Raw genomic sequence first — 22,814 nt, 5'->3', positions numbered from 1 at the left:
GACTTTCCATTTTTGGAATAGCGGTTTCCCATATCGGCAATCGCTTACTGCGCTGGATTTGATATCATCACGGCTGCAACGGCAAGAGATGTCGCCGCAGTGGCGGCACTTCAAAGACATAGAGTTTCCAAATTTGGTATGGCCAATCGTTACCACAGCCCAACAAGCGCGAGGCCTGTCACTCTGATCGTTCAAGCCTGCATCAACGGTGCTCGTGCGAATGATTTTCATCCGCGCATTCCCCTGACGGTCGATGCCATGGTGCGCGATGCCGCCGCTTCGGTGGCGGCCGGCGCTGCGGAACTCCACACTCATCCGCGGGAAGCCGATGGCAAGGAGAGCCTCGCCACCGTCGCGATCTTTCCGGGCCAATCGCGCTGACACGATGTCGAATTTTTTCTCCGCCGCCAGGTCAGCCTGATCCGGTCTACCTATCGCTCCCACGAGGCAAGCATGACAACCAGAACAGACGCTTTCCGATTTTCAGAATTCGGCGCCCCTGACGTCCTACGCCGGGAAACCCTCGAGTTGGCCGCGCCGGCTGCCGGCGAGATTCAGATCAGGCACCTCGCCATCGGCGTGAACTATATCGACGTCTACCATCGCCGGGGCGTCTTCGCGGCCCAACTGCCCCTGCCGAGCGGGCTGGGCGTCGAAGGGGTCGGTATCGTCACCGCTATTGGCGACGGCGTTCGCAATTTCAATGTCGGTGATCGGGTCGCCTATGTCGGCGGTCCGCCGAACGGCTATTCGACCTATCGAAACCTGCCCGCCGTCCGCGCCCTTTCGGTGCCGGACGCGCTCGACAGCGAGACAGTCGCCGCCCTGGTTTTCAAGGGGCTGACGGTCGAATATCTGATCCATCGCTGTGTGCCGGTGGCCAAAGATGACACCGTCCTTCCATGCCGCAGCAGGCGGTGTCGGCTCAATCGCCACCCAATGGCTGAAGCATCTCGGCGCCACCGTGATCGGCACTGTCGGTTCGGAGGAAAAGGCCGAGATTGCGCGGGCAAACCGCTGCGACCACACGATCGTCTATAGCAGGGAAGATTTCAAAGCCCGCGTTGCCGAGATCACCGGCGGCAAGGGCGTGCGCGTCGTCTACGACTCCGTCGGCGCCGACACCTTTACCGGGTCCCTGGATTGCCTGGCACCGCGTGGCACGCTTGTCAGCTTCGGGGAAGCCTCCGGCCCGGTCGCGCCCTTGAATGTTGCGTCGCTCGGCACCAAGGGTTCGCTGTTCGTCACCCGTCCGTCCATCGCCCACTATACGGCTGATCGCAGCGAGTACGAAGCGGCAGCGAGCAACCTCTTTGCCGCTATCGAGGCCGGCATCGTCAAGGCGCCGAATATATCGAAATACAGGCTCGGCGATGCGGCTAAAGCGCATGAAGATATGGAAGCCCGTCGAACCCGCGGTTCGATTGTCCTCATTCCATGAGGCTGCACCGGCACCCGCTCACGAAAGCATCGAATATATCAGGACGCCGACAGAACCCCAGAAGATAACCGGCGTCAGTATCATTCCCGCAAAAAAAATCTTCGTCACCGCAAAACTCCGTAACTCGACTCATGCCGCGACAACCTATTGCAGTAGCGTGAGTTGGCTATAGGCCTGAAGTCCGGGATAGATCGGACCTTGGTCTCAGTTTCGGTTGCTGAAGACCGTCGCGATCGGGCGGCGGCGGCCTGTCATAGCCCTGAGCTTTGCGGCATTCGATCTCGCGCTAGATTTGATCGCCCTGCTCGATCCGTTCGTAATGGTTGACTATCCCGTGTCGACGTGATTTCCCGCCCGAGATCATCAAGTCAATCATCAGGCGGGAACATCATGTCCGACATCATCGTAAAGGACAGCAACGGAAGTCAGCTTCACGACGGCGATTCCGTAACGCTGATCAAGGACCTCAAGGTCAAGGGAACGTCCGAAACGCTGAAGCGTGGAACCCTCGTCAAAGGCATTCGCCTGACCGACAATCCAGGCGAGATCGAGTGCAGCACCAAGCAGGTCAAGGGTCTGGTGTTGAAAACGGAATTCCTCAAGAAGGCATAGGATCGGCCTCGCCCGCCGCTTCCTGCGGCACTTCCTCTGTGATCACCTCGAAGCGGGAAAGCACTGCCGGTCCGAAGGCCGTCGACATTGCGACGTCGGTAGCGTCGCGGCCGGTCCCCATCAGGATTCTACCGATTCGCGGCGTGTTGTGGCGGGCGTCGACCGTATGCCAGTGGCCGCCGAGAAAAACCTCGAACCAGGCGCTGAAGTCCATCGGATTGGGATCGATCGGAACGCCGATATCGCCGAGATAGCCGGTGCAATACCGGGCTGGGATATTCATGCATCGGCAAAGCGAGATGGCGAGATGGGCAAAGTCGCGGCAGACGCCTGCCTTGTCGACGAAGCCGCCATGCGCGGTCCTGAGCAGGTCGGCCTTCAGGTAGTCGAAGGTGATGTGGTCATGGACGAAATCGCAGATCGCCTGGACGCGCGCCCAGCCGAGAGGCGTCGACGAGAAGGTTGCCCAGGCAAAATCGCCAAGCCTGTCGGTGTCGCAATAGCGGCTGCCGAGCAGGAAGACGAGCACCTCGTCCGGCAGGTCGCTGATCGCGTGCTGGACGGCATCGTCGGGAACGACGTCGGGTTGGCCGCTGTCGTAGATCTCGAACTCCGTGGAGATCGTCGTCAATCCCGCTGGCGCGACGATCCGGCTGCAGGCATTGCCGAAACCGTCGGTATATTCCCAGGCCTCGATCGGCCGGTCGAATGTCAGGACCTGCTCGCTGAGAAGATCGGTGCGGCGCGAAGGATGAATGTTGAGAGCGAGCAGCATCGGCGTCGGCTGTATGCATTCATAGCCCAGATGAAACCCGGCGCGTATCTTCATTATGGCGTCCTCGCATCCCGCACAGGTGGCGTGACTATGCAACGTCGATCGTGCTGCCCGGTTCCCGCAGCCGCGACTGTCGCCGAACCCAAACCGCGATTACTTGGTGGTGACGTTGACCTGCACCGTCATGCTGTCGAAATCCCTCCCATCGCCATCATAGCTGCCGCTCAGCGGGACGGCCTGGCGCGGATCGCGGGCAACGGCGACCCGAATGAGATCGCGATTGCCGACAATCCCGTTCGTCGGATCGAACTCCGCCCAGCCGGCCCCGGGAAGATAAACCTGGCACCATGCATGGGTGGAACCGCCGCCGAGCACGGTCGAGCCGTCCCGGTCGGGAACATACACATAGCCCGTGACGAAGCGCGCCGCGAGCCCCAGCACGCGTGCCGCCTCCATCATCAGCAGCGCGAAATCCCGGCAGGTGCCTGAGCGAAGCTGCAAAGTTTGCAGCGGCGTCTGCGTTCCGTGCTCCATTCGCCGCGCATAGACGAAGCTTTCCCGAATCGCGTAACAGAGCGTCATCAGCATATGCCCGGTCTCGGTCGGTCGCCCTTGGCGCACGAACCGGCGCGCCCAGCGTCCGACCTCGTCATTGGGATCGGGATAATGACGCTGCATCGCCGGCGTCAGATCGGCAATTTCGTCCTTGTCGTAGGAGAACGGATAGGTCAGCGCCTGGTCATCCACCTTGAGGTCGAGGGCAACATGGGGCGTATGATCTAGCGTGATCCAGGTTTCGAAACGTAGCTCGGACGCCGGCCTCGAAATATCGATGAGCGCCACGCAATTGCCGAAAACATCGTGGATCCAGCGCACATGACTTTCCTCAGGATATATCGTCAACGACGCTTCGATCAGCCGCTGGTCGAAACTGTCGCGCGGCCGGAACATCAAGCGATGCTCGCCGAAATCGACATCCCTGACGTAACGATAGGCCGTGATATGGCGGACGGAGAAAATCGTCATAGGCCGCCTCTCCTCTGCGTGAGGCGCCCCCTGCCTGCTCCCCGCTTATCCCGAATTCTTGTCATATAAGCACATTCGAAAGATTGCTATTCTGCATCAACCGATCGACGGCAGAGCCGTCCAACCTAAGAGGATAAAATGCATATCATCTGGGACGTTCTGACGCTTATGCTGACAATCGGCTCGCTCTATGGCGGTCGCGAATACAGAATTATTCGCGCCCGTGCCCGCGCCCAGAACTGGGGCAACTTCTGATTCGACTGCGATAGACTAGTCGCTTCGGCTCTGCCGGAGCGGCGGCGCCGGATACGTCGAATGACGTAAAGCCACGCGCTTAAGCAAATGCTTTATTACCTGAGACGGCGTCGATCCGTCCATTCTCCCTGTTACTGCAAGCCCGCCTCACCCCAGGCGGGCTTTTTTCGCCGTCGTCCTCTTGCGCGCTTTATTTCTTGGCGCCTGCGGAAAGCACCCGATGTGTGGCATTGTCCATGGCGTGGCTCGCCTCCTGTCCATCCTTCTTCAGCCCGTATGCGGTATTGCCGCAGCCGGAAAGTGTGAGCAGGCAAATGCAGGCGACGGCGATTGCAGCTTTTGACATCAGGTGTTCCCCTCGGATCGAATGGCTTCTGGAGTAAAATGATGCGCTTCGCGTCAAAATCAATCGTCCGGGCTGGCATGACGGCAAAGTTATCCTGTAGGTCGTCCGCCAGCGGAACAGCTTCATTTGCGCCCTGGAAGCCCAAGACAAGCAACCTATGCCGCATAACCACGCACCCCCTGTTCGAGTATTAATTCTTTCGTATTGAAATATAACATGTCGTGCCGTTTCGATATCTTAAGTTTTACTCAAAAACTAAGCTTAACTATTTATTAGTAATAATCTTGCGCGGCAGCTGCTTAAGCTTATTCTTTCTCCAAAAGGGGGAGAAAAGAATGTTTAGCAAAAGTCTGATCATGCCCTACGGCTTTGCAATGCTGGCCATATCAGGACTCCTGTTCCAGCTGGCCGTTTATGCGCTGGACACGCCGGTCACCCATCTGCACCCGTGAGCGCTTTAAATTCTGCCGGGAGTGGAATTTCTGTCCGTTTCATGCATTGTTTGGAGTCGGTTTGCCAGGAGGGAGATAACCATGGAAAGCGCAGGCGTGGGTTGGATTGCAGCCATCATCATCGGTGGCATCGCCGGATGGCTGGCGGAAAAGGCCATGAGCAGCAGCATGGGCTTGCTCATGAACATATTGCTCGGCATCGTCGGCGCCATCGTCGCCAACTGGATCCTGGGTCTGTTGCACATTCAGCCACTGGCCGGTTGGCTGGGTTACCTGATCACCGGCTTCGTCGGTGCATGCATTCTGATCTTCGTCGGCCGCGCCATCCGTCGCTGATTGCCGCAGATGGAGCAGACATAGTTCAAAGCCGGGCGCGCTTCGCGTCCGGCTTTTCTCTGTCCTGAAATGTCGTTCAGCGGCGGCTCAGCAGGCCGAATACATAGGCGATGCCTGCCGTCACCGCGAGCGCCATGAGCGGTTCCTCACGAACCTTGTCACGCAACTGCTCCGTCATCAGCGACGCCTCGTCGGTCACCGCCGACTTTGCCCCCTGCCCGAGCGCGACCACGCTTTCCGTCAGCCGGGAGAGATCGTTGCGAAGGGCTGCGACCTGCGCCGACAGGTCGTCTGCTGCCATATCGGCTTTGACGCGCGCAGCGGTGGATTCGGCGGAAGCGGTTTTCAATTCAGCCATGGTCTGCTCCTGTTGCATGGGATGCCGTTTCAACGAAATGACGGCCTGAAAGGTTCCGCCGCAGCCGATCTTTTGTTGGCCGCAAAGCCACCACGGATAAGCGGCGAGCTTGTGCAGCTTTTCGCACGACAAACCCTTCATTTCCTGTCGGGTTTGTTTTAAGGAACGTCGAATGTCCGCCCGCGCGCGGCTCAATGATACTGCGAGGTTTGCCTTTCCATGTTCCATATCCTGAGAAGAGCTGCTCAGACCTGGGTTGCCAAGCTGCTCCTGCTTCTCCTCGTCGTCTCCTTCGGCGCCTGGGGCGTGTCGCATCAGCTCTTGTCGGGCGGCAACAGCACCACCGTCGTGACCGTCGGCGATCAGCATGTGGACGTCAACGAATTCCACCTCGCCTATCAGCGCCAGGTGGCAAGTCTCGGCCAGCAGTTCGGCATGCGCCTCACCCCGGAACAGGCCCGCGCCTTCGGCGTCGAACAGCAGGTGCTTGCCCAGCTCGTCGCCGGCGCCTCGCTCGACCAGCTCGCCGAAGACATGAACCTCGGCCTGTCCGAAGACCGCCTCGCTCAGCTGATCGCCGACGATCCCGCTTTCAAGGCCGTCAACGGCAAATTCGACCGCGAACTCTTCGTCTCGCGCCTGCGCAATGCCAATATCCGTCAGGACGATTACATCAAGGAGCGCAGCAAGGTCGCCGTCCGCAGCCAGGTCGTCGATGCCATCTCGAACGGCTTTTCCGCCCCGAAGACGCTGGTCGACGCTCTGAAACTTTATGGCAATGAAAGCCGCAGCATCGACTATCTGCTGCTCACCAATGCCAATATCGAGCCGATCAAGGCGCCTGCCGATGACGTGCTGGCGACTTGGTTCGACGGCGTCAAGCAGCGCTATCAGGCGCCGGAGTACCGCAAGCTCGTCTATCTCAAGCTGCAGCCCGCCGATATCGCCGACGCTGCGACTGTTACGGACGACCAGATCCACGAAGCCTTCGACAAGAGCAAGGATACCTACCGCACGCCGGAAAGCCGCACCATCGAACAGCTGAGCTTTGCCAGCAAGGATCTTGCCGCCGCCGCCGAAACGGCGCTGAAGGGCGGCACCAGCTTCGACCAGCTGGTCACCGACCAGGGCAAGACGGCAAGCGACGTGCTGCTCGGCGAATTCACCAAGGACAAGGTACCCGACCAGGCCGTTGCCGATGCGGCCTTCGCAGTTTCGAAGGACGGCGGCACGACACCTGTCGTCGATGGTTCCTTCGGCGCGGTCATCCTGCGCATCACCAACATCAAGCCGGAAACCGTGAAAAATTTCGACGAAGTGAAAGAGGACATCCGAAAGCAGCTGGCGCTCTCCAACGCGTCGCAGGAAGTGATCAATGTTCATGACCGCATCGAAGATCTGCGCGCCGGCGGCGCCACGCTCGAGGATATTGCCGGTCAGTTGAAGCTTAACGCCGTGACCGTCGACGCCGTCGATATGACCGGCGCCGACAAGGACGGCAAAGAGGTCAAGGATATCCCCGTCAAGCAGCAGCTGCTCGGCGAAGCCTTCAAGACCGAGGTCGGCGTCGACGCGCCGCCGCTGCCGATCGGCAATGACGGCTATGTCTGGTTCAACGTCCGCGAAATTACCCCGACCCGCGAGCGCCCGGTCACCGAAGTCCGCGAAAAGGCGGTCGAAGGCTGGACGGCGGAACAGCAGAAGGCCGAACTCGCCAAGAAGGCTGATGCATTAAAGGCTGAGGCAGCCAAGGGCACCGCGCTTGCCGATATCGCAACGCCGCTCGGCATCGCAGTCGAAAGCAAGAGCGGCATCACTCGCTCCACCGATGATCCGGTGCTTGGCCGCGCCGGTGCCACCGCGGCCTTCTCCGGCCCCGTCGATGCGGTCGCCAGTGCCGTCGGCGCCGATCCCTCGACGCAGATCCTGATGAAGGTCACCGAGGTCAACAGCGAGCCGACCAGCGACGCGCTGAACAACCGAGATGCCCAGATCACCGCCATGGCCAACGCCGCCGGCGACGATATTCTCGATCAGATGGTCAACCTACTGCAGACGCAGTACGGCGCACAGATCAACCAGACGCTCGCCGAACAGGCGACGCTTCGTTAGGAGGCTTTATGACCGATCTGAAGCCGTTCCTGGCCAAGGCCGCAAACCGCGAGCCGCTGACGCGTGACGAGGCGCGCGCCGCCTTCGACATCCTGATGTCCGGCCAAGCGACGCCCTCGCAGATCGGCGGCTTCCTGATGGCATTGCGCGTGCGCGGCGAAACCGTCGACGAGATCGTCGGCGCCGTCACCGCGATGCGTTCGAAGATGCTGACCGTCGAGGCGCCGGCCGATGCGATCGACATCGTCGGGACAGGCGGCGATGCCAGCGGCACCTACAATATCTCGACGCTGGCGGCGCTGATCGTCGCCGGCGCCGGTGTTCCCGTCGCAAAACACGGCAACCGGGCGCTGAGCTCGAAATCCGGCGCGGCGGATAATCTGGCCGCTCTCGGCGTCAAGCTCGATGTCGGCCCCGAGATCATCTCCCGCTGCATCACCGAGGCCGGCGTCGGCTTCATGTTCGCGCAGCTTCATCATTCCGCCATGCGCCATGTCGGCCCCTCGCGTGTCGAACTCGGCACCCGCACCATCTTCAATCTTCTGGGGCCGCTCTCCAGCCCGGCCGGCGTCCGCCGCCAGCTGCTCGGCGTCTTCTCGCCGCAATGGTTGGTGCCGCTTGCCGAAGTCATGCGCGATCTCGGCTCCGAATGCGTCTGGGTTGTCCATGGCGACGGCCTCGACGAGATCACCACGACCGGCGTCACCAAAGTCGCAGCCCTTGAAGACGGCAAGATCCGCACTTTCGAGCTGTCGCCCGCCGATTTCGGCGTCAGCCCCTGCGTGCTGGCCGACATCAAGGGCGGCGACGGTGTCGCCAACGCCGCAGCGCTTCGCGAGGTGCTCAGCGGTGCAAAGAACGCCTATCGCGATGTTTCGCTCGCCAATGCCGCCGCCTCGCTGGTTATCGCAGGCAAGGCCGAGACGATCCGCGACGGCATGGTGCTTGCCGCACAGTCGCTGGATAGCGGCGCCACCGCGCTCGCCCTCGACAAACTCATCGCCGTTTCCAACGATATCGACTAGGATTGGCCGATGACCGATATCCTGAAGAAGATCGAACTCTATAAGCGCGAGGAAATCGCCGCCGCCAAGGCTGCCGTTTCGCTTGCCGACCTGAAGGCGATGCAGGCCGGCCAGTCCGCACCGCGCGGTTTTTACAAGGCGCTCGTCGCCAAGCGGGAGGCCGGCGATTTCGGCTTGATCGCCGAGATCAAGAAGGCGAGCCCATCCAAGGGGCTGATCCGCCCGGACTTCGATCCGCCGGCGCTGGCAAAGGCCTATGAAGCCGGTGGCGCGGCGTGCCTTTCCGTGCTGACCGACACGCCGAGTTTTCAGGGCGCGCCGGACTTTCTGACGGCGGCACGCGCCGCCTGTGCCCTGCCCGCGCTGCGCAAGGATTTCATGTTCGAGACCTACCAGGTCCATGAAGCGCGCGCCTGGGGTGCCGACTGCATTCTGCTGATCATGGCGTCGCTGAGCGACGGCGAGGCAGAACGTCTGCAGGACGAAGCCTTTTCGCTCGGCATAGACGTGCTGGTCGAGGTTCACGACGCGCCGGAAATGGAACGCGCATTGAAGCTTTCCTCGCCGCTGATCGGCATCAACAACCGCAACCTGCGAACCTTCGAGGTCAGCCTGACGGTCAGCGAGACGCTGGCTGCCATGGTTCCGGCAGACCGGCTGCTCGTCGGCGAAAGCGGCATCTTCACTCATGCCGATTGCCAGCGCCTGCAGGCGGTCGACATCAATACTTTCCTTGTCGGCGAAAGCCTGATGCGCAAGGAGGATGTGGCCGCAGCCACCCGCGCGCTGCTCTTCGGCGAAGCCGCCATCGCGGCTGAATGATATGAGCGGCGCAAAGCCCGGTCTGACCCATATCGATGCCTCCGGCGAGGCGCATATGGTCGATGTCTCCGACAAGGCCGAGACGGCGCGCATCGCCACCGCCGAAGGCCATGTGAAGATGGCGCCGGAGACGCTCGCGCTGATCCGCCAGGGCAATGCCAAGAAGGGCGATGTGATCGGTACCGCGCGCCTTGCGGGCATCATGGCAGCAAAACGCACCGCCGATCTCATCCCGCTTTGCCATCCGTTGATGCTGACGAAGGTCACGGTCGAGATCGAGGAAGATGCCGCCCTGCCCGGCCTGCGCGTCACGGCAACCGCCAAGCTGACCGGCAAGACCGGTGTGGAGATGGAGGCGCTGACCGCCGTCTCGGTCGCCTGTCTCACCATCTACGACATGGCCAAAGCCGCGGACAAGGCAATGGAAATCGGCGGCGTCAGACTGCTAGAGAAATCCGGCGGCAAATCCGGCGACTTCCGTCATCCGGAGGCATGATGAATCTTCTCCCGGTCGCCGACGCCTTGAACCGTTTGCTGTCCCGCGCCAAACCCGTCGCGGCATCCCAAACGCTGCCGCTCGCAGAGGCTGAAGGCCGCGTCTTGGCCGTCGATCTGACGGCCGGTCTGACACAGCCGCCCTTCAATGCCTCCGCCATGGACGGCTATGCGCTGCGCCGTGAAGACGCACCGGAGCCGGGCGCCGTGTTGAAGGTCATCGGCACATCTTCCGCCGGCCACGGCTTCGAGGGCAGCGTCGGCAAGAGAGAGGCCGTCCGCATCTTCACCGGTGCGCCGGTTCCGCCAGACGCCGATAGCGTCCTGCTGCAGGAGGATGCGGAGAAGATCGAAGGCGGCGTCCGCACCAGTTTCCCTGTACGGCAGGGCCAGCACGTGCGCCCCCGCGGCCAGGATTTTTTCGAAGGCGAAGTCGTGCTGCCTGCCGGCACGGTGCTCGATTTCTCGCGGCTGACGGTCGCTGCCGGCATGAACCGGCCTGAGGTCGACGTGCTGCGGCGCCCGCTGATTGCCATCCTTGCAACCGGCGACGAGTTATTGCCACCCGGAAGCACGCCCGGCCCTTCGCAGATCATCGCCTCCAATACGTTCGGCATCGCAGCCCTTGCCCGCAAGGCCGGCGCCGATGTGCTCGATCTCGGAATCGTGCCGGACGACAAGGCAAAAATAACCGCGGCGATCGAGACGGCGCGGGCTGCCAAGGTCGATGTCATCGTCACGCTCGGTGGTGCTTCGGTCGGCGACCATGACCTGGTTCAGGCGACGCTGATCGAGGCCGGTATGCAGCTCGATTTCTGGCGCATCGCTATGCGCCCCGGCAAACCGCTGATGGTCGGCAGCTTCGGCGAGACCCATGTACTCGGCCTGCCCGGCAATCCGGTCTCGAGCCTGGTCTGCTCCTTGCTCTTCCTCGAGCCGCTGATCCGCAAACTCGCCTCCCTGCCGCCAATGCGGCGCGAGGCAATGGTCGAGGCGGCCGTCACGCTGCGCGCCAATGATCATCGGCAGGACTATATCAGGGCAAAACTTACGAAATCCACGACCGGAAACTGGCTGGCCGAGCCCTTCGGCAAGCAGGACTCCTCGATGATGAAGGTGTTTGCGCGGGCCGACTGCCTCATCATCCGCCCGCCGCACGCGCCGGAACTGCCGGCCGGAGCGCCCTGCCCGGTCATGCTGTTGCGGCCGGACCTTCTGGCGTGAGATTACAGTTGTAATTTATTTCGGCTTCTAAGCGATTTTTACCGCTCCTCCCGGCCGACAACGCGCAGGAGCCCGGTTTGTAGGCAATGCCAATGTTATCTCGCTGCATGATATCAGCTACCGTCCTCCTCGCAGCCTATACGTCCGCCGTTGCGGCGATACAAGGAAGCCCCGCACTGGAGCCATCTTCCGATCCCGTCGCACCTTGGGCGGTTGAGTGGTTAAGTTCCGATCTGAAAGACGCGGCGACGCCAAAAACAATTATTCTTTGCTCGGATGATATGGCCGAGCATCTCAAGCGGTATCGGTCGCTGATAGAAAAGCTCAGTGTGCTAAAAGGCCATACCATCCTGGATGGAAGCAAGCTCGGGGTGCGCAAGCCAGCGTCCGACATCGGCTACATCTTCTTCGCGCATAAAGGTAATGAGGGCGATACCATAAGAAATTGCGTTGAAAACTACCCGGAACTCCAGCCGATTGTCACTAACTTCCTCGAAAAGGAAATATCGGCGGAACAAAATGAATTTCAGAATCTAATAAAATTTGGAATTTTGCCGAAGGAAGTACAGCCGCGTGAATGCTTTGGCCGATATTACTATCCGACAGAGGACTACAACCCAACCAGAAATTCGACGGGATGGTTTGCGCTGGTCCAAATGGATTATTCCTCGGACAACAGATGCTTTGACGAATCTCTTGCGGCTACCTTTGGCATCCATCCCATATCCTGCCGTTCAGCCGGCATTTGCGTCGATGACAAAAAATAATAACACTGCGTCTGTATCCAGCGCAGTCATCCGGGTGGAACAGAGGGTAACGCGGTAGCAAGACCAGCTCTTAATCTCGCCATTCAGTGTTGTAGGCAAGCGAAAAGACCCCCGCCCGCACCGCCTTGCCCGGCGCACCTGCGCCGAAATCGGCAACCGCATGGGTCGCGATCCGCTTGAGTTGTGCCTGTGGAAGGTGAGCGCGTTCGGGATCGCCGATCAGCACCTCGATGCCGGCGGTCTCACAACGCCGCAGAAAGGCCATCACCCGCACAGCAAGCGCGGAATCGTAGAACAGGTCACCGACAACGAGGAGATCAGTCTTCTCCGGCGGCGGCGCCTCGATGATATCGGCGGCGACAGCAAAGATATTGACGTCGTTGATCGCCGCGTTGAGACCGATCGCGGCAATCGCATTGACATCGACATCGACCGCCGTGACCGCGGCTGCACCGGCCTTTCCGGCCGCGATGGCGACTAGGCCAGAGCCGGATCCGAGATCGAGGACGCGCCGGCCGGCAACCATTTCCGGCTGGCCGAGCAGATGGCGCGCAAGTACGGCGCCGCCGGCCCAGGGATAGGCCCAGTACGGCGGCGGATCGGCTTCTCCGCGGCCAGCAAGCCGCCAGAGCCCGCTCGCGGGCCCTGCCGTGTGCAGCAGGATTTCCGGAATGGCCGGGACTGGTGAGATCGGCAGGTTGGCCTGGATGAAGGCGGCCGCATCGGGATGCGATATGCCGGAGCGTTTCATCATCGTCACGCTCCCTGCCTCATCATGAAATCCGGCGTTTCAATACACGGCATGCGATGTCGAGAAACAAAGCCCTCCGCCTGACCCGGCGAAGGGCTGCCGGCGCAATCAGCCGGGTTTCTTCTTCGAGAACTTGCCCTTCGGCCCAGCGCCACCCTTGCCCTCATATTTCGGGCGTTCAGACTTGGCGCCTTCGGACTTCCCGCCTTCAAATTTCGGCTTGTCGTATTTAGGCTTGTCGGATCTCGGGCCGTCGAAACCGGGCTTGCCCGGTTTTTTGCTCCAGGGCTTGCTATCCTGCCTTTGCTGGCCGCTGTTGTCGGCTGCCGCATATCCGCCGCCCGGGCCCTTGCCGAACTTGTTCTTCGGGCGTTCGTCGCGGAACGTGTCGCTCGGCCTGTCGTCACGCGACGGCTTGCCGGCATAAGGCTTTGGCGACGGTGCGCGGCTGAAATCCGGCGTGCCGGAAAGCCGGGTCACGCGGATGCCGCGTTCGAGCGTCTTGTTCGGCCCGAGGGCTTCCTGGAAACCATCGGCGTTTGCCGCGGCGATCTCCACGAAGGTTTCCTCGGGCTGCATCTTGATGGCGCCGATCTCGCGCTTGGTCACATTGCCGTTGCGGCAGAGCATCGGGATCAGCCAGCGCGGCTCGGCATTCTGCTTGCGCCCGACCGAGACGGAGAACCAGACGCTGGCGCCGAAATCTTCGCGCGGCCCCTTCTGCGCCGGCTCGTAGGGCTCGGCATTGTCGCGGCGCTTGCGGCCGCGATCGTCCTGCACGGTGACCTCGATCAAATCCTCCGGCGCCGAATGATTGGTGCGATAAAGGCGCAGGAAGGCCGCGGCGAGCTTTTCGGCGCCGTGGCTGGAAAGCAGCTGCTGCACCAGCCCCTGTTCTTCCTCCTGCGGCGCTTCGCTGAAGATCGGATCGGCGAGCAGCCGCTCGTCGTCGCGTTCGCTGACCTCCTCGGCCGAAGGCGGCCGCGCCCAGGCAGCCGAAATACCGGCATTCTCCAGCAGGCGTTCGGCCTTGCGCCGTGCATTCAGCGGCACGATCATGGCGCTGATGCCCTTGCGGCCGGCCCGGCCGGTGCGGCCGCTGCGGTGCAGCAGCGTGTCCGGATTGGTCGGCAGGTCGGCATGGATGACAAGATCGAGGCCGGGCAGGTCGATACCGCGGGCGGCGACGTCGGTCGCGATGCAGACGCGAGCGCGCCCGTCGCGCATCGCCTGCAGCGCATGAGTACGTTCGTTCTGCGTCAGCTCGCCGGAAAGCGCTACGACCGAGAAATTGCGGTTGTTGAAGCGCGCGGTCAGGTGATTGACGGCGGCGCGCGTCGAACAGAAGACGATGGCGTTGGTCGCTTCGTAGTAGCGCAGCACGTTGATGATCGCGTTCTCGCGGTCGCTCGGGGCCACCATCAGCGCCCGATATTCGATGTCGACATGCTGCTTTGCCTCGGCCGCGGTGCTGATGCGCACGGCGTCACGCTGGTAGCTCTTGGCAAGCTTGGCGATCGCCGCCGGCACGGTTGCCGAAAACATCAGCGTGCGGCGATCGTCCGGCGCCGAATCGAGAATGAATTCGAGATCCTCGCGGAAACCGAGATCGAGCATTTCGTCGGCCTCGTCGAGCACGGCGGCCTTCAGTTCCGACATGTCGAGCGCCCTGCGGCGGATATGGTCGCAGAGCCGGCCGGGCGTGCCGACGACGATATGGGCGCCGCGTTCGAGCGCGCGGCGCTCGCTGCGGATGTCCATGCCGCCGACGCAGCTTGATATCACCGCACCAATCATCTCATAGAGCCATTCGAGTTCGCGTTTCACCTGCAGGGCAAGTTCGCGGGTCGGCGCAATGACGAGAGCAAGCGGCGCGGCGGCATTGCCGAAACGTTCGCTGCCCTCAAGCAGCGTCGGCGCCAGCGCCAGACCGAAGGCGACGGTTTTGCCGGAGCCGGTCTGGGCCGAGACCAGCGCGTCGGATGCGGCAAGCGCCGGATCGAGCATCGCCTTCTGCACCGGGGTGAGTTCGGCGTAACCGCGCTTCTGCAACGCCTTGGCGATCGCCGGAACGACGCCGTTTAATTCTGTCATGAGTTCGATCTTTCGGAGCTGTCAGGCGCGAAATGCGCCATGGCCGGAGCCAGCCGGCGGGTATTTGCGCCGTTCCTAGCCGCTCCCGCGGCGATTGTCAAAGCGTGCGGCTGCGCCACAGCCATGCGTCGATATGGCTTGCCCGGCCGCGCAACGTCGTTTCCAATGGCCCCTCCATCCGGCCGGCCTGCAGCAGCACGCTGTCCGAGCCTGCGGCGCGGACGATTTCGGCGCTCAGCGCCAACTCGACACCGTGGCGGGCGGCGACCTCCATCAGGCGGCTGCCGACATTGATGGTGTCGCCAGCCGCGGTGATCTGCTGCCGGTCGCCGGTGCCAAGCCGCGAGGCGACGATCGGGCCGCAATGGGCGCCGACCTTGAAGCCGATCTTCTTTTGGGCAAAGCCGGCATGGGCGCCAAGCCAAGCCCGGGTGCGCTCGCACAGGCTGACCGCGCAGGCGGCGGCCCGGGATGCATCGTCATCGGCGGGCTCCGGCAGGCCGAACAGGATCATCGCCCCGTCGCCCATGAAGCTGGTGATGGCGCCGCCATGAGCGCGCGCTTCCTCGTCGATCACTTCGAAGAAGCCGCTCAGCACTTCGCTGACCTTGACCGGTCCGAGGGTTTCGCTGAGGCCGGTGAAGCCTGAGAGATCGATGAAGATGACGGCAGCGTTCTGGCGCACGGGTTTGGCGAGGAAATTCGGATCGCGCGCCAGCCACTCGCCGAGGCCGGGCGCCTCGATGCGCTGCAGCAGCGCGCTCTGCTCAGCGAAATGGCGGGCGCGGCCGCGGTCTAACCAGAGTTCGGCCGCGCCGAGGATCAGCGCCGGCGGCAGAGCGGCGGCGATCGGCAATGCCGCACTCAGCCAGTAGCCATGCGCAAAGGCCGACAGATTGAGCATTGCCCAGACGATGAGCGTCAACACGATGATGAGATAACCCGCCGCACTCCGGCGCCAGGCGATCAGGCAAACCAGTACGAGTGTCAGACCGACGGCGATGCCGGCGTCGATCAGCCTGATCCTGTGGTCGCGCACCATGCCGTCGCCGGTGACGAGATGGGTGATCGCAGTCGACATCACCTCGACGCCGGGCATGACGGGATCGAACGGCGTCGGAAAGACGTCGCCGCCGCCGGTGACCGTCGAGCCGATAACGACGATGCGGCCGACGACCGCATCGGCAGCCAGCTTGCCGTCAAGCGCATCGGCGGCGCTGAAGGTTGAGATGCTGCCGTGCCCGCCATAGAAGGTCACTGGAAGCCGTTGGCCGATATCGGTGGGAATGCGTAGCTTGCCGAGCATGACGGCGTCGGCTTCGATGCTGGGATCGACACCGAGCGCCACCGAAGCGGCCCGTAGCGGAAAGGCCGGATCCAGCCGGTCGGCGGCCCGCGAAATCAGCGGAATGAAGCGAGGTGTGCCGGTCTGATCGGTCGCGACATTGACGATGCCGACCGCGGCCGACTCGGCAAAGCGGGGAAGCGGCAAGAGAAGCTCGCTCGCCTCGGGAATGGCGGCAAGCGGATCGTTCGCCGCGTCGGAGACTTGCTGGCGGCTTTGCGCGAAGGTGGCGGCCCCTGCAATCACGCTCGGCCCCTGGGCAAGGGCGGTCGCCAGCGCCGCATCGCCCTCCTCCGGCCCCGGATCGACCAGCAGAATATCCAGCGCCAGGGCCTTGGGCTTCAACGCGGTGATGGCGCCGACCAACCGCGCGAGGGTGGCCCGGTCCAGCGGATAGCCGTGCGCGGCGGCGGTGCGGTCGTCGATGGCGACGATCGACACGACCGGCGGCGGTGTCTTTGCCCCGATGATGGCGCTGCGGATATCGGCAAGCGAAGCCTCCATCCGGTCGAGAAGGCCGCTTCGGCCATTGAGGTTGGCATAGCCGAGCGCAGTCGCCCAAAGACCGGCGAGCAGCAGCGCGATCCCGGTCTGCAGGCGATGGTTCATGGATTATTGGCCGAGACGGGCAAGAAGAGCGGCAACGCGTGGCGCCGGCCAGCGACGCACGACGAGCGGCTCCGTTCCGCCGCTGACGTCGACACCCTCGCCGGGCGACAGCACCACTTGCTCACCGGCCGGCCGGCGCACCGCGACGCTGCCTCGGACGACCAGCACCGAGGTCTTGCCGCCGGCGACGTCGACCGCCCATTGCGTGCCGCGCACGGCGGCGATCGCTTGCGGTGTCACCACCTGGAAACCACCCGCATGCTGGCTGCTGTCGACATCGACGAGAATGGCCTTGCGCCGCAGCGATCCCGAATCGGGACTGCCGTCACGGTTGCGGTCGGCAAGGCGGAAGGAAGCGCCGGCCTCCGCCGTCACCTTGACGCCGCCCGGACAACTGAACACTTGGCGGGCGCCGGCGTCGCGCGACATCGTGCACCCGGCAGACTGCGCAAAGGCCGCCCCATGCGGAATGAGGCCGACAGCAAGTACGGCGGCGAGCAGGCTGCGAAACGTCCTATTCATGGAAAGCCCCCATGACCGTGCGGACAGCTTTTTCGAAAGCGCCCGCCAACCGTCTTCTTCCATGTTGGGCATGATAGCCGAATTCGGATATTTCCCTAGGCAAAAAAGCAAACCGCCACAATCGCAAGGCGATTTCTTAGCGCCTGGTGTCGGTTTCGGGCGCTGGTCCGGCGTAGCGCGCCCGCGGCCGGATCAAGTCGCCGCTGTCGATCTGCTCCATCGCATGCGCCAGCCACCCGGCGGAACGGGCAAGCGAGAACATGATGATCGGCGCCTCCTTCGGAAGATCGAAGGCGGCGGCCATCGCGGCAAGCGCGAAATCTAAGTTGACCTTCTCGCCGACCACCGCCTCCCCTGTATCCCGAAGCTCGGCAAAGTCCCGCGGCAGGGGAAAATGCGAAAGCAGCGCCGAGGCCCTGATATCGCCGTCGGGATAGAGCGGATGGCCGAAGGCCGGCAGCCGATTGCCCTGGGCAAGCGTGCGGCGGATTGCCTGCGCCGCGCCGAGGACGGTGGCCGCCTCGATCAAGGCGTCGACGCCCTGCCAGGCGGCGCCATGCAGCGGCCCCGTCAATGTCGCCATGCCGGAAAGCACGGCGGCCGAAAGGGCCGCACCCGCCGATGCCGCGACCCGCGCCGCAAAGGTCGAGGCGTTGAGTTCGTGATCGGCAAGCAGCACCAGAGCTCGACGCAGGCAATCGGCAGCATCAGGTCGCTGCCAGCTTGCCGCAAGCCTGCAATGCAGCGGCTGATCCGAACGCCCAGGCGCCAGCGCATCGGCGACGGTGGAGAGCACGCCTTGCGCCTCACGGCGAAGGGCTGCCGGCGAACGGCCGAGCGACGGCAGATCCGATGTCACTCGCCCGGCAAGCGCCACGAACGCAGCCTGGAGCGAGGGAGCGGCATGCCCGGCTTCGGCGCTGGAGGAGGACACCACATCCGCACCATTCCAAAGCAGTGCCGCGGTCTGCTCCAGCGTCGCCGCTTCGGCAAGATCGGCCGCGTCCCGTCCGCGATAGAAAAGCCGTCCGCCGATAATGGTGGAGATTGCCGAGGACAGAACCGGATCGCCCCAGCGGATCGCCTCGGCGGCAACGGTTTCGGTCTTGCGGCGACCGGCATGGCGTTCTGCGAGTCGCTGCACATCGGCAGACTGGTAGAGGCGGCGGCGCGGGTCGGCGGGATCGTCCTTCGCCCGGATGCGCCCGCGGCTGACATTGGCGTAGAGCGTCTGCGGCTTGGTCTTCAACGCACGCAGCGCCTCCTCGGCGGTCAACCACGACATCGGAGCCTCATATTGATCAATTGCATCAAGATTGACGTCAATGAGACTAGGTCGGATCATCTGGCCCGTAAAGGAGAAAACAACATGAAAAACGGCTTGGAAGATGTCATTGCCGCCGAAACGCAGCTTTCGGATGTCGACGGCGAAGCGGGTCGGCTGATCATCCGCGGCGTATCGCTGGATCATCTGATCGCAGGCGGCACCTATGAAGGGGTCGCCGCCTTATTGCTCGACGGACTGATGGAACGAAGCTTCGGCGAAACCGACTTGCGTGACTGGCTGGCGAAGGCGCGAACGGCGATGTTCGGCCATATCAAAGCCGCCGACGCCGCCGTGCTCGCCCTGCCCCCGGTCGATGCCATGCGGGCGCTGATTGCCCGGCTGCCCGACGGCGAGGATTTCGACACGGCGCTCAGCCTCATGGCCGCGCCCGCAGTCTACCTACCGGCGGTTCTGCGGCTGCAGCGCGGCCAAAGACCGATCGCGCCCAACGCTTCGCTGTCGCAGGCGGCCGATATCCTGCGCATGTTGACCGGAAAGTTGCCGAGCAAGGAGCAGACGGCAGCACTCGATACCTACCTCGTGACGATCTCGGACCACGGCCTCAACGCCTCGACCTTCGCATCGCGCGTCATCGCCTCGACGCATGCCGGTCTGACCTCTTCGGTCCTGGCGGCGTTGAGCGCACTGAAAGGACCGCTGCATGGCGGTGCGCCGGGTCCCGTGCTCGACATGCTGGACGCGATCGCAACAGCGAAGAATGCCGGGCCATGGCTCGGCGAAGCGCTCGACCGTGGCGAAAGGCTGATGGGCTTCGGTCATCGCATCTACCGCGTCCGCGATCCCCGCGCCGATGCGCTGAAAGGCGCGCTGAAGCCGTTGATCGCCTCCGGACAGGTGGACAGCGCCCGCGGTGCTCTGGCCGAAGCCGTGGAGGCGGCTGCCTTGGCGATCCTCAAGGTTCGCAAGCCGGACCGGCCGCTCGACGTCAATGTCGAATTTTATACCGCACTGCTGCTGGAAACGCTCGGCTTCCCGCGTCAGGCCTTCACCGGCGTCTTTGCGATCGGTCGCACCGTCGGTTGGCTGGCGCATGCCCGCGAACAGGCGCTCGACGGCCGATTGATCCGGCCGCGCTCGGTCTATATCGGCCCACTACCGGCCGCTGCTTGAAGATGGAACTCGGCGGCGGGGCGTGTCCCTGCCGCCGCGCGTCAACCACCGATGAAGGCGGCGAGGTTGTCGAGCGTCAAACGACAGCCTTCTTCATTGTCTTCAAGGCGAATGCCCGAGGGGATGTTGTCGCAGACCATCGTCACATCGGTGCCGCCGTCGGCAGGCGCCAATGTCGTGCTGACCGTCATCTCGCCGGAAAAGCTCTGATCTTCGGAATCGAAACGTGTGGCCCAGACAATGCGTTCGTCGGGCACGAGCCTGACAAAACGGCCTTCGAACCTGTCTGCTTTGTCAGAGGTCTTGCCCGGCGGCGACGCCTCGTCATCGGGATAGACGAGCGACATGCTGAAGGCGCCGCGTTCCCTGCCCTCGAAGGCATGGACGATGCCCTTCATGGAACCGGCGGCAACCAAGTGGCGACCGCCTCCGCGTCCAGGAAGGCACGGTAGATGCGCTCGGGTGGCGCGGCGATGAAGCGTGAAACGGTCGTGCTGCGTTGGCTGGCCATGCCGGCGAAATAGAGCGGCACAAGCACATTCCCAGATCGCGCGTGAAATCGCGCGATCTGGATCGTCATCATGGGTTAGACGAGGCGGCTTTGTTCCGTCGCCGCTTCAATGAAGCTGGCAAACAGCGGATGCGGGTCGAGCGGCCGGCTCTTCAGTTCCGGGTGATATTGCACGCCGATGAACCAGGGGTGATCGGGATATTCGATCGTCTCCGGCAGCACCCCATCCGGCGACATGCCGGAAAAGACGAGGCCGCAGCTCTCGAGCCTGTCCTTGTAGTCGACATTGACCTCGTAGCGGTGGCGATGACGTTCGGAAATATCGGTGGAACCGTAGATATCCGAGATTTTCGTGCCCTTCTTGAGCGCCGCCTTATAGGCGCCGAGGCGCATCGTGCCGCCGAGATCGCCTGCTGCCGTGCGCTTCTGCAACTCGTTGCCCTTGACCCATTCGGTCATCAAGCCGACCACCGGCTCCTTGGTCGGACCGAATTCGGTCGAGGAGGCGCCGGACACGTCGGCGAGATTGCGCGCCGCCTCGATGACCGCCATCTGCATGCCGAAGCAGATGCCGAAATACGGCACTTTGCGTTCGCGGGCGAAGCGCGCCGCATTGATCTTGCCTTCCGAACCGCGTTCGCCGAAGCCGCCGGGCACGAGGATGCCGTGCACCTTTTCGAGATAGGGCGCCGGATCTTCCTTTTCGAAGACCTCGGACTCGATCCATTCGAGCTTGACCTTGACCCGATTGGCGATGCCGCCGTGATGCAGCGCCTCGATCAGCGACTTATAGGCATCCTTGAGGCCGGTATATTTGCCGACGATCGCGATCGTCACTTCGCCCTCAGGCGTGCGGATGCGGTTGCAGACCTCTTCCCAAGGGTCGAGACGCGGCTTAGGCGCCGGCTCGATGCCGAAGGCGGCAAGCACTTCGTCATCAAGGCCTTCCTTGTGGTAGGCGATCGGCACATCGTAGATGTTGGCGACATCGAGCGCCTGGATGACGGCGGACGGGCGCACGTTGCAGAACAGCGACAGCTTGCGGCGCTCGGCTTCCGGGATTTCGCGGTCGGCGCGCACCAGCAGGATATCGGGATGAATGCCGAGCGCCTGCAACTCCTTGACCGAATGCTGGGTCGGCTTGGTCTTCAGCTCGCCGGCCGCCGGAATGTAGGGCATCAGCGTCAGGTGGACGTAAACGGCGGTGCCGCGCGGCAGATCGTTGCCGAGTTGGCGGATCGCCTCCATGAACGGCATCGCCTCGATGTCACCGACCGTGCCGCCGATCTCGCAGATGACGAAGTCGTAGTCGTCATTGCCCTCGACAACGAAATCCTTGATCTCGTTGGTGACGTGCGGGATGACCTGTACCGTCGCGCCGAGATAGTCGCCGCGCCGTTCCTTGTCGATGATGTTCTTGTAGATGCGGCCGGTGGTGATGTTGTCGGTCTTGGTCGCCGAACGCCCCGTGAAGCGCTCGTAGTGGCCGAGATCGAGATCGGTTTCCGCGCCGTCGTCGGTGACGAAGACCTCGCCGTGCTGGGTCGGGCTCATCGTGCCCGGGTCCACGTTCAGATAGGGATCAAGCTTGCGAAGCCTGACCCGATATCCACGGGCCTGCAGCAACGCTCCGAGAGCCGCGGCCGCAATTCCTTTTCCGAGAGAGGAAACCACGCCGCCAGTGATGAATACGTATCGCGCCATGGGATTCACCGGATACCTTCTCAAAAACGATTCCACCAGCCCCAAAAATTCTTTTCCGGAATTTTCGGAGCGTGGCGCAGGAATCTGAACAAAAGAAAACCGGCAGACCCTGGGGCCTGCCGGCGGTTTATGTCGAAGCCCGGTTTACTGTCCCGTCGGGACGCCGGAAGGCTGAGCCGGTGCCGGCGTCGCGGCCGGAGCTGCGGGCTCAGTCGTCGCCGGAGCAGTGGTTGCCGGTGCGGTGGCAGCCGGAGCCTGAGCTGCCGGAGCAGTCGTTGCAGGAGCCCCACTTGCCGGAGCTTGGGCGGCGGGAGCCTGAGGTGCGGGCGTTGCCGCCCCGCTGCTCGGAACACCGTTGCCCGCCGGCGGAGTTGCCGGAGCTTGCACGCCGCCGCCGAGAGAATCGAGGATGCCGTTGCCCTGGCCGCCTGTTGCCGGAATGCGGTCGAGAATGTCGCTCGGACGGCCTTCGTAACGCGTCAGAATGCCGAGGCCGAGCGAGGTCAGGAAGAACAGGGTCGCAAGGATCGCGGTCGTGCGCGTCAGCGCATTGGCCGTGCCGCGGGCCGACATGAAGCCCGAACCGCCGCCGATGCCGAGGCCGCCGCCTTCCGAACGCTGGATGAGCACGACGCCGACGAGGGCGAGCACGATCATGAGATGAATGACAATCAATACGGTCTGCATGGGTCCAGTCCTGCCCGCCTGGAGACGGACATAAGTAAGAATTCTGGCGGCTCTTTACATGAGGCTTTCATCTATTCCAAGCCCTTG

Annotated in this window: 20 protein-coding genes and 3 pseudogenes; 11 read left to right on the top strand and 12 right to left on the bottom strand. The window is 62.9% G+C overall.

What is annotated here, in order from left to right; genetic code table 11:
• Positions 1–183: 183 nt before the first annotated feature.
• The 3 genes and pseudogenes from ATY29_RS28150 to ATY29_RS28135 all read left to right on the top strand — a co-directional run.
• Positions 184–354, top strand: a pseudogene (locus ATY29_RS28150) (3-keto-5-aminohexanoate cleavage protein); the annotation flags it as partial.
• Between the two features lie 99 nt (positions 355–453).
• Positions 454–1,441, top strand: a pseudogene (locus ATY29_RS28145) (quinone oxidoreductase family protein).
• A 390-nt stretch (positions 1,442–1,831) separates the two neighbouring features.
• Positions 1,832–2,053, top strand: a complete 222-nt coding sequence (locus ATY29_RS28135) for an alkylphosphonate utilization protein (RefSeq protein ID WP_003573062.1) — start codon at positions 1,832–1,834, stop codon at positions 2,051–2,053.
• Here ATY29_RS28135 and ATY29_RS28130 read toward each other — a convergent pair.
• From ATY29_RS28130 to ATY29_RS28120, 3 genes are all read right to left on the bottom strand, one after another.
• Complete coding sequence (locus ATY29_RS28130) at positions 2,040–2,882, bottom strand: transglutaminase-like domain-containing protein (RefSeq protein ID WP_003573060.1); 843 nt, start codon at positions 2,880–2,882, stop codon at positions 2,040–2,042. The two genes, ATY29_RS28135 and ATY29_RS28130, sit on opposite strands and share 14 nt — an antisense overlap.
• Positions 2,883–2,981: 99 nt before the next feature.
• Positions 2,982–3,854, bottom strand: coding sequence for a transglutaminase family protein (locus tag ATY29_RS28125; RefSeq protein ID WP_003573058.1), 873 nt, complete (start codon positions 3,852–3,854; stop codon positions 2,982–2,984).
• 445 nt (positions 3,855–4,299) lie between these two features.
• Positions 4,300–4,455, bottom strand: a complete 156-nt coding sequence (locus ATY29_RS28120) for a hypothetical protein (RefSeq protein ID WP_003573054.1) — start codon at positions 4,453–4,455, stop codon at positions 4,300–4,302.
• A 533-nt stretch (positions 4,456–4,988) separates the two neighbouring features.
• Between ATY29_RS28120 and ATY29_RS28115 the strand changes: the two genes are divergently transcribed.
• A complete protein-coding gene (locus tag ATY29_RS28115; RefSeq protein WP_003573048.1) occupies positions 4,989–5,243 on the top strand; it encodes a GlsB/YeaQ/YmgE family stress response membrane protein in 255 nt (84 codons plus the stop codon).
• A 76-nt stretch (positions 5,244–5,319) separates the two neighbouring features.
• On the opposite strand, the gene ATY29_RS28110 is transcribed toward ATY29_RS28115, so the two are convergent.
• The gene (locus ATY29_RS28110) at positions 5,320–5,601 is read right to left on the bottom strand and encodes a hypothetical protein (protein WP_003573046.1); all 282 of its coding nucleotides are present in this window, start codon (positions 5,599–5,601) and stop codon (positions 5,320–5,322) included.
• 219 nt (positions 5,602–5,820) lie between these two features.
• On the opposite strand from ATY29_RS28110, the gene ATY29_RS28105 reads away from it, so the two are divergent.
• The 6 genes from ATY29_RS28105 to ATY29_RS28080 all read left to right on the top strand — a co-directional run bounded on the left by ATY29_RS28105 (position 5,821) and on the right by ATY29_RS28080 (position 12,046).
• Positions 5,821–7,713 carry a peptidylprolyl isomerase gene (locus tag ATY29_RS28105; protein WP_097533458.1) on the top strand — a complete coding sequence of 631 codons (1,893 nt, stop codon included), beginning with the start codon at positions 5,821–5,823 and terminating at the stop codon, positions 7,711–7,713.
• An 8-nt stretch (positions 7,714–7,721) separates the two neighbouring features.
• Positions 7,722–8,738 carry an anthranilate phosphoribosyltransferase gene (gene trpD / locus ATY29_RS28100; RefSeq protein ID WP_003573043.1) on the top strand — a complete coding sequence of 339 codons (1,017 nt, stop codon included), beginning with the start codon at positions 7,722–7,724 and terminating at the stop codon, positions 8,736–8,738.
• Between the two features lie 9 nt (positions 8,739–8,747).
• Complete coding sequence (trpC, locus tag ATY29_RS28095; protein WP_097533456.1) at positions 8,748–9,560, top strand: indole-3-glycerol phosphate synthase TrpC; 813 nt, start codon at positions 8,748–8,750, stop codon at positions 9,558–9,560.
• A gap of 1 nt (position 9,561) precedes the next feature.
• Positions 9,562–10,056 carry a cyclic pyranopterin monophosphate synthase MoaC gene (gene moaC / locus ATY29_RS28090; RefSeq protein WP_003573039.1) on the top strand — a complete coding sequence of 165 codons (495 nt, stop codon included), beginning with the start codon at positions 9,562–9,564 and terminating at the stop codon, positions 10,054–10,056.
• A complete protein-coding gene (locus ATY29_RS28085; protein ID WP_097533454.1) occupies positions 10,056–11,279 on the top strand; it encodes a molybdopterin molybdotransferase MoeA in 1,224 nt (407 codons plus the stop codon). Before moaC ends, ATY29_RS28085 begins: the two co-directional genes overlap by 1 nt.
• Before the next feature lie 92 nt (positions 11,280–11,371).
• Positions 11,372–12,046 carry a hypothetical protein gene (locus tag ATY29_RS28080; RefSeq protein ID WP_097533453.1) on the top strand — a complete coding sequence of 225 codons (675 nt, stop codon included), beginning with the start codon at positions 11,372–11,374 and terminating at the stop codon, positions 12,044–12,046.
• Between the two features lie 70 nt (positions 12,047–12,116).
• On the opposite strand, the gene ATY29_RS28075 is transcribed toward ATY29_RS28080, so the two are convergent.
• The 5 genes from ATY29_RS28075 to ATY29_RS28055 form a co-directional block, all read right to left on the bottom strand.
• Positions 12,117–12,797: a class I SAM-dependent methyltransferase gene (locus tag ATY29_RS28075; RefSeq protein ID WP_097533606.1), complete on the bottom strand. Its 681-nt coding sequence runs from the start codon at positions 12,795–12,797 to the stop codon at positions 12,117–12,119.
• Positions 12,798–12,905: 108 nt separating this feature from the next.
• Positions 12,906–14,891: a DEAD/DEAH box helicase gene (locus tag ATY29_RS28070; protein WP_097533452.1), complete on the bottom strand. Its 1,986-nt coding sequence runs from the start codon at positions 14,889–14,891 to the stop codon at positions 12,906–12,908.
• A gap of 97 nt (positions 14,892–14,988) precedes the next feature.
• Positions 14,989–16,845 carry a CHASE2 domain-containing protein gene (locus tag ATY29_RS28065; protein WP_097533451.1) on the bottom strand — a complete coding sequence of 619 codons (1,857 nt, stop codon included), beginning with the start codon at positions 16,843–16,845 and terminating at the stop codon, positions 14,989–14,991.
• 3 nt (positions 16,846–16,848) lie between these two features.
• On the bottom strand, positions 16,849–17,367 hold the full coding sequence (locus ATY29_RS28060) for a FecR domain-containing protein (RefSeq protein WP_003573030.1): 519 nt from the start codon (positions 17,365–17,367) through the stop codon (positions 16,849–16,851).
• Between the two features lie 136 nt (positions 17,368–17,503).
• Positions 17,504–18,652, bottom strand: a complete 1,149-nt coding sequence (locus tag ATY29_RS28055; protein ID WP_003573028.1) for a citrate synthase — start codon at positions 18,650–18,652, stop codon at positions 17,504–17,506.
• Between the two features lie 84 nt (positions 18,653–18,736).
• On the opposite strand from ATY29_RS28055, the gene ATY29_RS28050 reads away from it, so the two are divergent.
• Positions 18,737–19,825, top strand: a complete 1,089-nt coding sequence (locus tag ATY29_RS28050; RefSeq protein ID WP_097533450.1) for a citrate synthase/methylcitrate synthase — start codon at positions 18,737–18,739, stop codon at positions 19,823–19,825.
• A 41-nt stretch (positions 19,826–19,866) separates the two neighbouring features.
• Here the strand turns inward: ATY29_RS28050 and ATY29_RS28045 are convergent.
• The 3 genes and pseudogenes from ATY29_RS28045 to secG all read right to left on the bottom strand — a co-directional run bounded on the left by ATY29_RS28045 (position 19,867) and on the right by secG (position 22,727).
• A pseudogene (locus ATY29_RS28045) lies at positions 19,867–20,336 on the bottom strand (SRPBCC family protein).
• Between the two features lie 75 nt (positions 20,337–20,411).
• Positions 20,412–22,040, bottom strand: coding sequence for a CTP synthase (pyrG, locus tag ATY29_RS28040; RefSeq protein ID WP_097533449.1), 1,629 nt, complete (start codon positions 22,038–22,040; stop codon positions 20,412–20,414).
• 144 nt (positions 22,041–22,184) lie between these two features.
• Positions 22,185–22,727: a preprotein translocase subunit SecG gene (gene secG / locus ATY29_RS28035; protein WP_003573021.1), complete on the bottom strand. Its 543-nt coding sequence runs from the start codon at positions 22,725–22,727 to the stop codon at positions 22,185–22,187.
• Between the last annotated feature and the right edge of the window lie 87 nt (positions 22,728–22,814).

Source organism: Rhizobium hidalgonense, from assembly GCF_002914525.1.
Lineage (GTDB): Bacteria > Pseudomonadota > Alphaproteobacteria > Rhizobiales > Rhizobiaceae > Rhizobium > Rhizobium hidalgonense.
Note: the sequence above shows the minus strand (reverse complement) of the source record. Positions and strands in the feature narration are given on the sequence as shown.